This is a genomic window from Halorussus halobius (assembly GCF_004765805.1).
GTDB lineage: Archaea > Halobacteriota > Halobacteria > Halobacteriales > Haladaptataceae > Halorussus > Halorussus halobius.
In genome coordinates this window covers 895114-909713 of the sequence record NZ_SBIU01000003.1, presented here as the reverse complement: position 1 = coordinate 909713, position 14600 = coordinate 895114, and the positions used below count along the sequence as shown (strand labels likewise).

Sequence of the window (14600 nt, the reverse complement as noted above, 5' to 3'; positions counted from 1 at the left end):
GGTTTGGGGTGCCTGCCCTCTCACCCGCGGGTTACAGCCAGTCGATGCGTTCTCTCCGCTGCCGCATTTTCGACCGCGAATCACGGTGATCGTATCTCTCCTCAATAATGTCCGTACCGACGTTCATCCGGTCGCTGACGACGTCTGCAGCGACATCTGACGATAAGTAGTCAGTAATCGCTCCGTGTCGAATCGAGTGCGGAGCAGTGCTAGACGGGCATTTGCTCGCAGCCATGTTATCCATTGCTTCGCACTCGTCCGTGTCGCGGTCATGCGGACAGTCACCGCCGTTAAACGTACACGGCCGGGTGACTCGGTACACGTTGAGTCGGATCGTGTTCTTCGTGATTCTACCGTGTTTCGTTGTTAAAAGCGGGTCTCTGCGGTGGTCGTCCTGTACGTCGTGACGGTGGTGTTCGATGTGGTCATCGATGATCCTGCAGGTCCGCGTGCTGATTGCGACTGCCCGCTCCCCTTTTCGCTTGTTCTTCAGTGGGGTGTCGGTGTCTGGGTTGTGTCGGAGTTCGATGTATTCGTCTCGCGGGTGGTAGTGTTGCAGGTCGATTGCTCGTGCTGCGCCCATCCGCATCCCGGTCTCCCAGAGGATCCGGAAGATGACGTGTTGTAGGGACGCGTACTGGTACTTATCGAGGTACTTCAGGATCTGCTCGGCCTTCTGTCGGGGGACCGTGTCGGTGCCTTGCGCGCCCGGGTCAGCTAAACTGGGGGAGTTGACCGTTTCATCGAGGCCGTCGATACACGCGTTGATGCTGACAGCGAATCTGAGGAAGACACGGAGTGTGTCCAGGTTAGATTTAAGCGTGACATCGCTCACCTTCTGTTTCCGGAATATTTTGAAGCGTTGAACATCGCGGCCGGTGATGTCGTTCAAGTTGTCAATCTCTTCTTGGTCGCACCATTCCACGAAGCGTTGTAGTCTGTATCCGTGTGACTGCAGGGTCGCGTCTGAGAGTTCGCGTTCACGGTCTTGTTTGTACAGATCCACTGCGTCGCGTGGTGTGAGGGGTTCAAGCCTGTTGTCGGGAGAGTTTCGTGCCATTGTTCTGGGGCACGGGCGAGTTTGCGGGCCGGGATTGGATTGAGCGCACCCTGCCGGTGAAGTCCGGGGTGAGGTCCGTCGGCCTTGGACGGTGGAAGCCCGCCCGGAACGGCCCGGAGGGCCGCATGCCCGGCAGGACCCGCGAAATCGTTTGGAACGCTCGATCCGTAACCGCGTTCTCGTGAGCGAAGCGAACGAGAGTACGCGAGACGAGCGTAGCGAGTCTCGCTCGATTCGAATTCGCGCCGGCCCACTTCTCCCCGCGACGCAATACGAGGAGCGACCGCGAGGGGTCGAACGCAGGTGGCAAACGCGCCCGACGCTCACTCGTCGAAGACGTGCGTCTCGAACTCGTCGCTCGATTCGCGGAGCAACCGCTTCGTCCCGTCGTGGTTCCGGAGGTCGCCCTCGTCGAGACTCCGGTTGGCCGCTTCGATGGTTTCGGCGGTGACTTTCTCGGTCACCTCGAACTCCTCGACGGGCCGGATCACTCCCCACAGCGCACCGCCCGCGTGGACCACTACGGCCAGCGGCGTCAGGAGCAGGAACACGGGCCAGAGCATCGGATGCTTCCGATACGCGATGACGCCCAGGAACATGTACACGAACAGGATACCCAGTAGCGCCGTCGAAATCAGGCCGTACAGTTCGACGCCGGGTGCAGTACCCGGCAGCAGATACGACGCGACCGCGAGGAGGGGAACGAACGGGGAGAACGCCCACGCGACGACGCGGGTGAGATAAAGGGGCCGGTACGACGCCGGGAGCAGGCGGTCGTCCCTGATGGTTCCACTCATCCATCGACGCCGCTGTTTGAGCATCGACCTGACCGACGGGGGTGCCTGATTCCGGAAGCGGCTGTCGACGAGCTGGTAGTCGAGGTCGTACCGTTTTGCGGCACGCCAGATCAGGTTCGTGTCCTCGGTAATCGTCGCAACGTTCCATCCGACCTCCTGCTCGATCTCATGACGGATTGCGAACCCGCCGCCCCACGCGTACAGCGGATACGTCAGTCGATGAAATCCGAGCTGCTCGAACTGGTAGCCCGTCCGGAACACCTCGCAGAGATACGTCAGCCGGGAGCCGGTGTATATCGGCTTCTCGGTGAACTGCACGAAGTCAGCGTCCGGAACCCCGGTCAAGTCCGTGACGATGGTGTCCTCGTCGAGGTAGAGGACGTATTCCTTGTCGCAGTCCACGTTGCGCCGCGCCCACTCGACGGCGCGTCCCTTGTTGGTCGCCTCGCAGGTGAACTCCTCCGGGACGGTGTGGACTGTCGCGCCGTCGATAGCGACGTCCGTTTCGGCAATGACGCGAACGTCGGTGAGTTCGTCGGGTATCGCGTCGACTGTCCGTTGCACGACCCGCTCGGCGTCGATAGTGAGGACCCGAACCTGGATATCGTCCAACCCCCACGCGTCTGTCTCGTCCGACTCCCACTCGTGCGAGAGAACGAACGTTTCGATAAGCCACCAAACGGTCGAAAAGCCGTACACGGCAAGTGCAGTCCACAGTAGAACGGCTAGAACGGCTTGCGGCGACGCCCATCCGGACATGTCCGAAGCCAATCATTCGACCGGCCTATCTCTGGCGGTTCGTTCGCGCGAGCCTGGTCGTCGGTGTCACGTCACGAGATAGCCACGCCGGTCTGTCCGGTAGCGAGTGACGTCCCGCATTTCGCGGGGCGGGTTTACGACCGTGCCGGCGTCGAATCCGCCCCATCCGGTTCCGCCCGGCGAGGTCGTTCCGGGGCCAATCGCCGCCGACCAAACCGTTATCCCTCCCAGACCCCGATTTCGAACGTGAAACTCTCCGTCGTTGACCTCTCGCCGGTCCCCGAGGACGGGACCGCGACCGAGGCCTACGCGAACACCGTCGAAGCCGCCAAGCAGGCCGAACGACTCGGCTACTCCCGGTTCTGGGTAGCCGAACACCACGCGATGGCCGACCGCATCGCCGGAACCTCCCCCGAGGTGCTGCTGGGCCACCTCGCGGCCGAGACCGACTCGATTCGGCTCGGCTCCGGCGCGGTGTTGCTCAACCACTACAGCCCGTTCAAGGTCGCCGAGCAGTTCGGCGCGCTGGACGCGCTCGCGCCCGGCCGAATCGACGCCGGACTGGGTCGGGCCAACGGCTCGCCGGCCGCCGACCGCGCGCTGGAGACGAAGCGGCGCGTCCAGAACCCCGACGAGGACCACGCCGAGAAGATCGAGGCGGTCGCGAACCACCTCTACGACGGCTATCCCGACGACCACCCGTACAGCGACCTGACGATTCCCCGCTCGGGTGCCGACGTGCCGGTGCCGTGGGTGCTGGGGTCGAGCCCCTCCAGCGCGGCCATCGCGGCCGAACTCGGGCTGCGATACTGCTTCGCGGCGTTCATCCGGCCCCAGTTCGCCGCCCACTCGTTCGAGGAGTACCGCGAGCAGTTCGAGCCGTCGGGACTGGCCGGCGGCGTCGACGAGCCCGAGGGCATGGTCGCGGTGAACGCGGTCTGCGCCGAGACCGACGAGGAGGCCGCGCGGCTCCGCGCGGTCGCCGAGGCGTCGTTCCAGCGGCTGCAGCGCGGGGAGACCGGCACCACGCCGTCGGTCGAGGAAGCCATCGACGAACTCGGCGGCGTGCCCGACCCCACGCCGGCCACGCTCGATTCCGACGAGTGGCCACGAGCCATCTCCGGCAGTCCCGAGACGCTCGCCGGCCTGTTCGACCAGCTCGCCGACCGGGTCGGCGTCGACGAGGTGATGGTCCAGCACGTCGTCGCCGACCACGAGGACGCGCTCCGCTCGCACGAACTGCTGGCCGAGGGCGTCGGGCTGTCGACCCGGTGAGAGCGACCTCCCGTTCGGACCGGCCGTGACGTGTATCTCCGAATTACTTATTAGTTCGACAGGACAATCGCCACTCATGCGTCCCAACGACTGCTCCGCTCGTACTGCCGAGCCCGGCCGCGACCCGTCGAGACCGCTCCCGGCGGGTGGTTCCGATGCGTAGCCCGGACGGCACCCGTCTCGGCCTGTTCGTCGGCGTGTTGGCGCTCGCGGCGGCGGCCCTCCTCCTCGTCGCCCGAGCGGCCGGCGTGAGCCCGGTCGCGCTGGCCCCCGTCTACATGTTCTCCCCGCTGGTCGCCGGCCTCGCGGTCTGTCTGCGCTGGGACGTCCCGCTGTCGACCGTCGGGTTACGTCTCGGCCGCCCCCGGTGGCTCCTCGCGGGGGCCGTGACCGCGATTCCGCTCGTCGTCCTCGCGCTCGCCCTGTCGGTGGCGATTCCGGGCATCGGTCTCGACCTGACCGTCGACCCCGTCGCCGGCGTCCCGATTCCGTCGGGCGCGCTCGGCGTGGTCGCGACCCTCGGCGTCGCGCTCGCGCTCGGGGCGACCCTCAACGCGGTCGTGGCGTTCGGCGAGGAGTTCGGCTGGCGGGGCTACCTCCTGTGGGAGCTCGCGCCGCTGGGCTTCTGGCGGGCCTCGCTGGCCATCGGGGCGCTCTGGGGCGTCTGGCACGCCCCGATAATCGTCGCCGGCTACAACTACCCCTCGTTCCCGGTAGTCGGCGTCGGCGCGATAATCGTCGCCTGCGTCGCGTTCTCCCCGGTGTACACGTACCTGACCGTCCGCGCGGAGTCGGTGCTGGCGGCGACGTTGCTCCACGGCGTGTTCAACGGCTCCGCCGGCCTCGTCGTCGCGTACGCCGTGACCGACGACGCGGTCCTCTCGGAACTGGTCGCCAGCCCCGTCGGTGCCGCCGGCGTCCTCGCGTTCGGCCTCGCCGCGCTCGCCATCGCCTACTCGGGAGCGCCCGCTCTCACCCGCGAGTTCGCTCGCGGGGACGCGCCCGCCTCGTCGGGGCGCGACGCGGCCGCTGCGGACGGGTGAGGGTCGAGGGCTCGCTGGCGGCGGCCGAGGGGGTCGACGCGGTCGTGGACGACGGCCTGCTCGACGCCGAGCCACTGGCGCAGGTTCGCAAGGGCCTCAGGGAGCCGCTCCGGCTCTCCCCGTCGGTGTGGACGGCCGACCGCGACGCGGGAGAGCGGTGACCTCGGCGGATACGACCCGGCCGGCGCGCAACTGACCATCCCGCAGTGGGTGCGCCACCGCGACGAACCCGTCCGGACCGACCCCGAGACCTCGACCCCGGTCGGTGGACGAGAGAGGACGCGCCGGGAGTACGCCTCCGTCCCGTGTACCGGCGGGCCGGGCCACTGCGCCGGGACGCGGTTCGCCCGCCTTCGAACTCGCGACCGCGCCGGCGACGGTGCTCGGTCGGCACGGGAATCCGACGCCGTGAGCGCCGCGAGCGGGACCGACCGACGGGAATCCCGGCGCTACTCGTGGGAGTCGAGGAACCGCTCGGTCGCCCCGGTGGCCCGGCGGATGCGGTGGGCGAGCTTCGTCCGCCCGCGGCGGAGCTTCGTCTCGGCGAAGCGTCGCCTGCGGCCGGTCAGTTCCGGGAGGTCCTCGGCGAGCCGGAGGTACGGGAGCTGTCGGTGGGGCTGGCGGGGCTCGTGCTCGTACTCGGGCGACTCCATGTACAGCGCGGGATTCAGGACGTTGCCGAGTTCGACCTGCAGGTCGGCGGTCGCGGCCGCCAGAGCCGGGTCGTCGCCGGCGCGCTCGTCGACGACCTCGTAGGCGCGGTCGAGCGCGGACGCCAGTTCGGCGAGGTCCGAGCGCACGTCGCCCAACGAGAACTCACCGGCCGCCGCCGACTCGATCTCGTCGAGCGCGGCCTCGACGTCGCCGACCGTCGCCCTGAAGTCGTGGGGCAACACCGGCGACTCGCAGACGCGGGCGGCCAGCGTGAGGTAGAGCTTGGTCTCCTCGACCAGCACGTCGAGGTCGACCTTGTCGCGGGTGTCCTCGGGCGTGTGCCACCACCAGCCGCCGCCGATGGGGCCGCCCTCCTCCGTGCCGGGGGCGAGCCGGGCTCCCGAGAGCAGCGACGACAGGCCCGCGCCCCAGAACGACTGGTCTGAGTTGCGGGCCGGGCGGTCCGTACCCCCGAGGAAGCTCTCGTCGGCGTCTCTGGCGGGCAGGTCCGTCGCCTCCCGGATGGCGTCGCGGTGCTCGGCTTCGAGTTCGGCCATCCCCTGGTACCAGACGCTGTCCGCGCCCGTCAGCCCCGGCAAATCGAGGTGGAGGTACGCCACCCCGTTCTCGCGGAGGTCGAGCCAGTTGTCGTCGGCGTACCACGCGCTGCCGGCGTACCGGCCGGTCGAGTGGGCCGACCAGAAGCCGAACGCGAGCCCGCGCTTCGGGGGCTCGTCGCGCTCGGCGAACACCCGCGCGATTTCGAGCGTGGCGGCCATCGCGGTCGCGTTGTCGGTCATCCCCTCGAACCACGAGTCGACGTGGTTGCCCACGAGGAAGTACCGGTCGCTCGCCGAGCCCGGGATGGTCCCGACCGGGCAGGGCAGCGTCGCGAGTTCGGTCGTCACCTCCGTCTCGACGGTCACCTCGACCGGGCCGCTTTCGAGTCGCTCGGCCAGCCAGTCGCCGTCCGAGCGGGTCACCTCCACCACGGGGAGATTCGGAACGTCGTCGGCCGTGTCGGTGCTGGGCGTCCCCCAGACCGGCGTGACGATGCCCTGATAGAGGTGCTCGTTGGGCGACCGGAAGACGACGCCCGCGGCTCCGGCCCGCTCGGCGCGCGCGACGGTCGCAGCGCTGGGCAGTTCCGTCGCGAACACGAATTGCCCCTCGACGTCGCCCGACGAGTCGAGTCGGTCCGCCGGGACGACCGGCGCGTGCGTGCCGTGGGCCGGCGTGCTCGCCCCGAACGACACCGTGGTCGCGTCCAGTCGTCGGCGGGTCGGCGTCGTGGCGGTGACGGTCGCCGACTCGGGGACGCTGACGAGTCCCTCGTACTCGTGGAGCGTGGCGTCGACGCCGTACTCTTCGAGCGTCTCGACCACGTATTCGCTGGCGGCCCACTCGTCGGCGCTCCCCGAGGTCCGTTCGAGCCCCTCGAACGCGTCGAGGTGTCGCGCCATCTCCGCCGGGTCGATTCGGTCGCGGAGCGTCCGTTCCGTCGAGCGGTCTACTGGTTCGAGCAAGAAGTTCGCCTCTATCGGGGGATGAGCCGAGCGGGTATTCAACTTTTTGTTCGCCGGGGGACCCCGCCCATTGGATACGTATCTTCGTCGCTCTCCGAAACGCGGGAGGGCGTTCTACCCAGATACTGTCAATCGAGCCTACAGTTGATATTTAACGGCGGCGACGAACGGACGGGTATGGAATTCGCCGTCAACGTACCGACGAGCGTGGGCGACTCCGAACACTCCTCGCTGCCGTACTGCGAGACCATCAGCTGGGACGCCCAGCGGACGTTCGCGACCAGCCTCGACGACCTCGGCTACGACGGGATCGCGATTCCCGACCACCTGATGACCGGGAACGGCGCGACGACCGAGTGTCTCACGACGCTGGCCGCGCTCGCCCAGCACACCGACGACGCGTACCTCTATCCGAAGACCGTGAACAACCACCTCCGGCACGGCCCCCTGCTCGCCAAGACGGCGGCCACGCTCGACAACGTGAGCGACGGCCGACTCAAGCTCGGGATGGGCGCGGGCTGGAAGACCGACGAGGCCACCGCGTACGGCTACGACTGGCCGGGCGCGCCCGACCGCCTCCGCGAGATGGAGGAGACCATCGTGCTGATGAAGGAGCTCTGGAGCGGCGAGGAGGTCTCGTTCTCGGGCGACTACTACGAACTCGACGAGGCGCTCTGTCGGCCGACGCCCACGCAGGACCCCCATCCGCCGATCATGGTCGGGGGCGGCGGCGAGGAGTTCACCCTCCGGATCACCGCCAAGCACGCCGACGCGTGGAACTACTGGGGGAGCCCCGACGTGATCGAGCGCAAGCTGGACGTGCTGGCCGACCACTGCGAGCGCTACGACCGGCCGTACGACGAGATACAGAAGTCGTGGTTCGCGCGGTGCGTCGTTCGCGAGACGCGCGAGGAGGTCGAGGCGCTGCTCGAAGACGTGCCCCGCTTCCGCGAGGAGAACCTCGGCGACGACGAGACCCACCTCGTCGGCACCCCCGAGGAGGTCCTCGACCAGCTCGAGCCGTACCGCGACCTCGGCATCGAGGAGCTCGTGGTCGAGTTCGTCGACTTCCCGGAGACGACCGGCGCGGAGCTGTTCGCCGAGCGGGTCGTCCCCGAGCTGTAAGGCCGTAAACCGGGCGTTTTCGCGGATACCGAATTTGACGGTGTTCAGGGACGTGCGACCAGCTCCCGCCGTCGCTCGGTGAATCGAGCCACCGTCCTGGCGTCTGCGGGAGCGTAGCGACCGCAGGCTCGGAAGAGCTTGCTCATCGGGCGGACTGAACGGGCGAGACGGGCTCGCGTTTACTGTGGTCGTCCCAGCGAGGCCACTATCTCGCGCCCGCAATTCTGCGGGCGCGAGATATTCCGCTGAGCGACCTCCTCGTGAGCGGAGCGAACGAGGGTTCGGAAGTCACAGCCCGCGCAGGAGCGAAGTCGTTCGAAAATCGGAGATTCTCGTGAGCACGAGAGAGCTGTGCTCTCTCGGACGACGACGAGCAGGAACGTCTTTCGGTGGCGAGCCCGCCGAGGGCTTTCGAGTCGTCCTCGCCCGTGTTACTGCCGACTCTGACCAGTACGAGTCACTCGTCGGGCATCAGGAAGTTCTGGGTCGGGCCGAGCGCGGAGCCGCCGTCGGCGGTCACGACGCTCCCGGTCATGTACGCCGCGCCCTCGCCGCAGAGGAACTCCGCGACGCGAGCGACCTCGTCGGGGTCGGCCTCGCGGCCGAACGGGATGAGGTCGTGCATCGTCTCGCGGCCCTCCTCGGTCCAGATGCCCTCCTCGGATTCTTCATTTTCGCCGGAATCGCCCTGCCCGATGTCGGTGTCGGTGAGACCGGGGACGAACGCGTTGACGTGGACGTGCGGACTCAACTGCTTGGCGAGTCCCTTGGTGAGTCCCAGTATGCCCGCCTTCGAGGCCGAGTAGTGGACCCCGGCGCTGACGCTGCCGCGCTGGCCCGCGCCGCTGGAGACGTTGACGACGTAGCCGTGCTCGCGCTCGTACATCCGCGGGCCGACCGCACGGGCGACGTTGTACTGGCCCTTGAGGTTGACGTCGAGCACGCGGTCCCACTCCTCGGGGTCGAGGTCGCCGAGCCACGCGTAGCTCGACACCGCCGCGTTGTTCACGGCGGCGTCGATGGTTCGGTCCGATTCGAGCTCCTCGACGCAGTCGGCGACCGCGTCGTGGTCGCTCACGTCGACGACCCGACCGACGCCCCCGTCGAGGCCGTCGGCGACTTCGCGGACGGCCTCGTCGACGTCGAGACAGGCGACCGCGTCGTACCGGTCGCCGCGGGCGAATCGCTCTGCGATGGCTCGACCGATTCCGTTGGCCGCACCCGTCACGAGTGCTGTGGATTCAGTCATCGGTGTCGTCACCGTCTGGTGGCCCCGCGACAATGAAACTACGTATCGAAGCCAGCACGCCTGAATAATTGTTAATTCTCTATTTGAACCGGGAATATAGTAGAACTGCCACGTTCTCGCGCCTCGCGAAAGCTATAAGTGTCGAATACGTGTGCCGTCCCAATATCGAACGCTGCGGCCGGGCCGCGTCTGTGCGCCCCGATTACACCGCCCGGCGGCGGGAACGATTGACACGATGTCGGACTCCGAACACACCACGGGACGGGAGGCGAGCGCGAACCGGGACAGCGACTGGCGAGCCGTCGGCGGCGCGCTGGTCGGCCGATGGTCGTCGCTCGACGACGGCTGGAAGGCCGTGGTGCTGGGCTGTCTCGTGCTCGCGACGACCGCGGCGGGCGTCCGGATAGGCTGGTGACCGTGCGCGGAACGCTGGCCCGGCTCCTGCCGGGCGTCGGCCTCCTCGTACTGGTCGGCCTCGTCGCCCGCTGGCTCGCGGGCGTCGCCGGAGTGAATCACCTCGTGGTCGCCATCGCGCTCGGCATCCTCGTGGCCAACACCGTCGGCGTGCCCGGCTGGGCCGACTCCGGCCTCGAAACCCGAAAGCTCTGGCTCGAAACCGGCATCGTGCTGATGGGCAGCAGGTTGTCGGTCGACGCCGTGCTGGAGTCTGGGCCGCGAATCGTCGGGCTCGTGGTTGCGACCATCCTGTTCACCGGACTGCTGGTCGAGCTGTCTACCCGCCGGCTGTTCGGGTTCGACGAGAAGCTGGGGTCGCTGCTCGCGGCGGGGTCGAGCATCTGTGGCGTCTCGGCCATCATCGCGGTGTCGGGCAGCATCCGCGCCAAGGAGGACCAGATCGCCTACGCGGTCGCGACGGTCCTCCTGTTCGACGCCGCGACGGTGTTCGCGTACCCGCTGGTCGGCGGGCTGCTCGAACTCCCGGCGCAGGTGTACGGCGTCTGGGCCGGACTGAGCATGTACTCCACCGGCCCGGTCGTCGCCGCGGGGTTCGCCCACTCGGACGTCGCCGGCCAGTGGGCCACGGTCACGAAGATCACCCGGAACCTGTTCATCGCGGTGGTCGCGGTGGGCTACTCGGTGCTGTACGCCCGGCCGGGCGGCGACGACGCCGACGCCACGCTGGGCTACCTCTGGTCGACGTTCCCGAAGTTCCTCGTGGGCTTCGTCGGCGTGGTCGTCCTCGCGAACGTCGGCGTCCTCTCGGAGCCCCAGCTCGCCTCGCTGGAGAACGCCTACCACTGGCTGTTCCTCGTCGCGTTCGCGGGCCTCGGGCTCTCGATTACCACCGAGGACCTGCGCGACGCCGGCCCGCGACCGGTGGGCGTGATGGGCGTCGTCTTCCTCGTGGTGTCGACCGCCTCGCTGGCGGTCGTCAGCGTGCTGTTCGCGGCGGCCTGACCCGCGAACTGCTTAGGTTCGTGACCTATTCCGCGGGTCAGCCTTCGATTCGATGAGGAAAATACGGCTTCACCCCGAAACTATTTGCCTTTACCGCGGCGTGTGCGGGACATGGACAAAGCGGAACTGCTGGACTCGGTAGCGGCGGACGCCGACCGCCTCGAATCGCTGTCGCGGACGCTCTGGGAGACGCCCGAGGTCGCGCTCGAAGAAACCGAATCCGCGGAGCTACTGATCTCCGTGCTCGAAGACGAGGGGTTCGACGTCGAGCGGGGCGTCGGCGGGATGCCCACCGCGTTCGTGGCCGAGTACGGCGACGGCTCGTCGACGGTCGGCATCCTCGGGGAGTACGACGCGCTGCCGGGACTCTCCCAGCAGGTTTCGGCCGAGCGCGACCCCGTCGAGGAGGGCGGCCCCGGTCACGGCTGCGGCCACAACCTGTTCGCAGTGGGGAGCCTCGGCGGCGCGCTCGCCGTCAAGCGCGCCATCGCGGACGGGAGTCTCGACGGGACGGTCCGGTTCTACGGCTGTCCGGCCGAGGAGACGCTCGTCGGCAAGGTGTACATGGCGCGGGCCGGCGTGTTCGACGACCTCGATGCGGCGTTCACGTGGCATCCGAGCCAGTCGAGCTACCCGTTCATGGCCCGGACGCTCGCGATGAACTCGGTCAAGTACGAGTTCGAGGGCGAGTCAGCCCACGCCGCGAACTCCCCCGAGTCGGGCCGGAGCGCGCTCGACGGCGTCCAGCTGATGAACACCGGTGCCGAGTACATGCGCGAGCACATCTCCGACGAGGCTCGGGTCCACTACTCCATCGAGGACGGCGGCCAAGCGCCGAACGTCGTCCCGCCGGAGGCGACGGTGTGGTACTACGTCCGCGCGCCGACCCGCGAGGAGGTCGAGCGCATCAACGACTGGCTCGACGACATCGCCGAGGCCGCCGCGACGATGAGCCAGACGTCGGTCGAGCGCGAGTTCGTCACCGGCTGCTACGACTACCTGCCGAACGACCGGCTGTCGGCCGTCGTCCACCGGAACATGCAGGAGATCGGTGCCGTCCCGTTCACCGACGAGGACCGGGCGTTCGCGGCCGACCTCAAGGAGACGCTGCCCGAGGAGACCATCCGGTCCCAGATGTCCGACGTCCCCGAGGACAGACGGGAGGAAATACTCGACCACGCGCTGTACGCCGAGCCCACGGAGTCGTTCGACGCGGGCGAGGTCCACGCCGGCTCGACCGAGGTCGGCGACGTGAGCTGGATCGCGCCGCTCGCGCAGTTCTGGGCCGCGGCGTGGCCCGTCGGGACGCCCTCGCACACGTGGCAGGCAGTGGCCGCGAACGGCGACTTCGGGGCCAAGACGGCCGTGTACGCCGCGAAGGTGCTGGCAGCGAGCGCGTACGACGTGCTCGAGGACCCGACCGTCCTCGACGAGGCCCGCGAGGAGTTCGAGGAGGCGACGGGCGGACGGGCCTACGAGACGCCGCTCCCCGAGGGGACCGAACCGCCAGTCGACGCCGAGCGTCAATAATATCCGCCTTTTCCGTCAGTTATCGCAAACGTCGTAGCCAATTGCCGCGTTCTCCGAGCAAATGTAGCCATTCTCCGGAACGACTTTACCGCAGGTCCGTCTGACCCGACTCGTGGCATCGACGGGCAGCGCGGTGGCGCTCGCGGGTGCGATGAAGCGAGCCGAGGAGGGCGGCTTCTCGGCGGACGACGAGGTCGTGGGCAGCAACACCGGTGCCGGAGCCAAGTCCGCCGACGTCCTCGGCAGGGCCGCCCGCGGCGAGTAGCGTTCGCCTGCCTCCCGTCTGCCGGGCGTCCCGTGCGTACCCGCGCCAGCCGCAGAGAATAAATTTCCTAGGCTTTGTGCGAAAGCGAATTATGAATTTAAGGAGGTGTGCGTGTCTTATATTGGATTAGTAATGGATTTGCGGAACATTTATAATCTGGGGTTAAGAGAACCTCTAGCATGGATCGCGACCGCAGGAGGCTATTGGCAGGCGTAGGTGTCGGGGCGGTCGGCGGGCTCGCTGGCTGCACCAGCTCGAACTCGTCGGACGACTCCGGGAACGCGACGACGACGACGGCGGCGAACTCGACCCAGAAGAAGACGCCCGACTCGGACCGGGTCGTCACCGGCTCCGAACTCGATGAGTACGAGCCGGTGTCGTTCACCATGCAGAGCTACACGAAGAGCCTCCTTCCCCAGCGCTACGAGTGGACGCAGCTGTTCCACGACCAGTGGGTCAACAAGCTGGGCGTGGAGGCGGAGGTCCAGATCGGACAGGTGGGCCAGATTTTCGACAACTGGGTGAACGTCGACTACGACGTGAACATGGCCGGCTGGTCCGGGAAGCCGAGCCGGATCGACCCCAACACGTTCCTGAGCGCGTTCCACACCGACGGCGGGCTGTACACCCCCAACTACAGCAACCCCGAGTACGACGAGCTCGTCGAGCAGTCCCAGCGCGAGACCGACCGGGAGGCCCGCAAGGAGCTCGTCCTGGAGGCCCAGCGGATTCTCGCCGAGGACGTGCCGGTCGTCTTCCTGTTCGCGAACGACGCGCTGGCCGCGACCAACACCGCCAACTGGTCGAACTACACGAGCCAGATCGGCGACCAGAACTACGTCCACGTGTGGAACCTGCAGAGCATGGAACCCCAGGGCGACCTGCCGGCCATCAAGGCGGGCACCCTGTTCCCGGCGACGCTCAACCCGATGGCTCCCACCAAGAGCGCCGACCTGATGGGGCTGAAGATGGTGTACGACCGGCTCGTCCGGCTCGGTCCGAACGGCGAGCCCCAGCCGTGGGCGGCCACCGAGTGGACCGCCCCGGAGCCCGACACCTTCGACGTCACGCTCCGCGAGGACATGACGTGGCACGACGGCGAGGACGTCACCCCCGAGGACGTGGTGTTCACCATCGAGTTCCTCCAGGAGTGGGGCGTTCCCTACATGCAGTCGTTCTACGACCCCATCGAGTCGGTCGAGGTCGTCGACGACAACGTCGTGCGGTTCACTCTCGAGAGCGCGTCGGCGTCGTTCACCGGCGTCAACCTCGCGCTGCTGTTCATCCTTCCCAAGCACGTCTGGGACGGTCTCCCCGAGGAGGAGGGGCTCGAACACCCCAAGAACTACAGCGACACGCAGTACGTCGGCAGCGGTCCGTTCACCGTCAACACGTTCGAGGAGTCGAACCGCGTCGTGTTCGACGTGTACGACGACCACTTCGCGGACTTCAACATCGACTCGTTCATCTGGAAGAAGTACGGCGGGAAGACCCAGGCGCTCTCGACGGTCGAGAAGGGCGACGCGTCGTGGGTCGTCAACATCCAGCCCGGCCAGTTCGAGCGCGCCCAGCAGAACCAGAGCGTCGAGGCCAACGGCGTCAGCCAGCACGGCTGGAAGGCCATCTACATGAACAACAACCGTCGGCCGTTCGACGACAAGACGTTCCGGAAGGCGGTCGCCCACGCCACCGACAAGGAGCGGGTCATCAAGCTCGTGTACAGCGGGCGCGCCGACAGCATCGAGGGACCGATCCCGCCGGCCAACGAGTTCTGGCACAACCCCGACCTACCGAGCTACACCGGCGGCGAGGAGAAGGCCCGGACGATGCTGTTCGAGGCCGGCTACCGCTGGAACGAGGACGGCACGCTGCTGATGCCCAAGGAGTAACTCCGCCCG

At 67.5% G+C, this 14600-nt stretch carries 13 protein-coding genes; 9 read left to right on the top strand and 4 right to left on the bottom strand.

What is annotated here, in order from left to right; translation table 11 throughout:
• Positions 1-31: 31 nt before the first annotated feature.
• On the bottom strand, positions 32-1060 hold the full coding sequence (locus EPL03_RS11295; protein WP_135806743.1) for a tyrosine-type recombinase/integrase: 1029 nt from the start codon (positions 1058-1060) through the stop codon (positions 32-34).
• A gap of 323 nt (positions 1061-1383) precedes the next feature.
• Positions 1384-2616 carry a glycosyltransferase family 2 protein gene (locus EPL03_RS11290; RefSeq protein ID WP_135829406.1) on the bottom strand — a complete coding sequence of 411 codons (1233 nt, stop codon included), beginning with the start codon at positions 2614-2616 and terminating at the stop codon, positions 1384-1386.
• Positions 2617-2862: 246 nt separating this feature from the next.
• Here EPL03_RS11290 and EPL03_RS11285 point away from each other — a divergent pair, with 246 nt between their 5' ends.
• From EPL03_RS11285 to EPL03_RS20010, 3 genes are all read left to right on the top strand, one after another.
• Positions 2863-3891 carry an LLM class flavin-dependent oxidoreductase gene (locus EPL03_RS11285; protein ID WP_135829405.1) on the top strand — a complete coding sequence of 343 codons (1029 nt, stop codon included), beginning with the start codon at positions 2863-2865 and terminating at the stop codon, positions 3889-3891.
• A 155-nt stretch (positions 3892-4046) separates the two neighbouring features.
• Positions 4047-4934: a CPBP family intramembrane glutamic endopeptidase gene (locus tag EPL03_RS11280; protein ID WP_135829404.1), complete on the top strand. Its 888-nt coding sequence runs from the start codon at positions 4047-4049 to the stop codon at positions 4932-4934.
• Positions 4931-5095, top strand: coding sequence for a hypothetical protein (locus EPL03_RS20010; protein WP_168216243.1), 165 nt, complete (start codon positions 4931-4933; stop codon positions 5093-5095). The genes EPL03_RS11280 and EPL03_RS20010 overlap by 4 nt, the downstream gene beginning before the upstream one ends.
• A gap of 288 nt (positions 5096-5383) precedes the next feature.
• On the opposite strand, the gene EPL03_RS11275 is transcribed toward EPL03_RS20010, so the two are convergent.
• Entirely contained in the window at positions 5384-7156 is a 1773-nt protein-coding gene (locus EPL03_RS11275; protein WP_135829403.1) for a M28 family peptidase, read from the bottom strand.
• Positions 7157-7291: 135 nt separating this feature from the next.
• Here EPL03_RS11275 and EPL03_RS11270 point away from each other — a divergent pair, with 135 nt between their 5' ends.
• On the top strand, positions 7292-8239 hold the full coding sequence (locus EPL03_RS11270) for an LLM class flavin-dependent oxidoreductase (RefSeq protein WP_135829402.1): 948 nt from the start codon (positions 7292-7294) through the stop codon (positions 8237-8239).
• Between the two features lie 457 nt (positions 8240-8696).
• Here the strand turns inward: EPL03_RS11270 and EPL03_RS11265 are convergent, their stop codons facing one another.
• Positions 8697-9488 carry an SDR family NAD(P)-dependent oxidoreductase gene (locus tag EPL03_RS11265; protein WP_135829401.1) on the bottom strand — a complete coding sequence of 264 codons (792 nt, stop codon included), beginning with the start codon at positions 9486-9488 and terminating at the stop codon, positions 8697-8699.
• Between the two features lie 235 nt (positions 9489-9723).
• On the opposite strand from EPL03_RS11265, the gene EPL03_RS20330 reads away from it, so the two are divergent.
• The 5 genes from EPL03_RS20330 (at position 9724) to EPL03_RS11250 (ending at position 14591) form a co-directional block, all read left to right on the top strand.
• The gene (locus EPL03_RS20330; protein ID WP_210424961.1) at positions 9724-9903 is read left to right on the top strand and encodes a hypothetical protein; all 180 of its coding nucleotides are present in this window, start codon (positions 9724-9726) and stop codon (positions 9901-9903) included.
• The gene (locus tag EPL03_RS11260) at positions 9897-10907 is read left to right on the top strand and encodes a YeiH family protein (protein WP_210424982.1); all 1011 of its coding nucleotides are present in this window, start codon (positions 9897-9899) and stop codon (positions 10905-10907) included. The genes EPL03_RS20330 and EPL03_RS11260 overlap by 7 nt, the downstream gene beginning before the upstream one ends.
• Before the next feature lie 111 nt (positions 10908-11018).
• Entirely contained in the window at positions 11019-12437 is a 1419-nt protein-coding gene (locus tag EPL03_RS11255; protein WP_135829399.1) for an amidohydrolase, read from the top strand.
• A gap of 112 nt (positions 12438-12549) precedes the next feature.
• Positions 12550-12702, top strand: a complete 153-nt coding sequence (locus tag EPL03_RS20005; RefSeq protein WP_168216242.1) for a hypothetical protein — start codon at positions 12550-12552, stop codon at positions 12700-12702.
• 179 nt (positions 12703-12881) lie between these two features.
• Positions 12882-14591, top strand: a complete 1710-nt coding sequence (locus EPL03_RS11250) for an ABC transporter substrate-binding protein (RefSeq protein WP_135829398.1) — start codon at positions 12882-12884, stop codon at positions 14589-14591.
• Positions 14592-14600 lie beyond the last annotated feature (9 nt).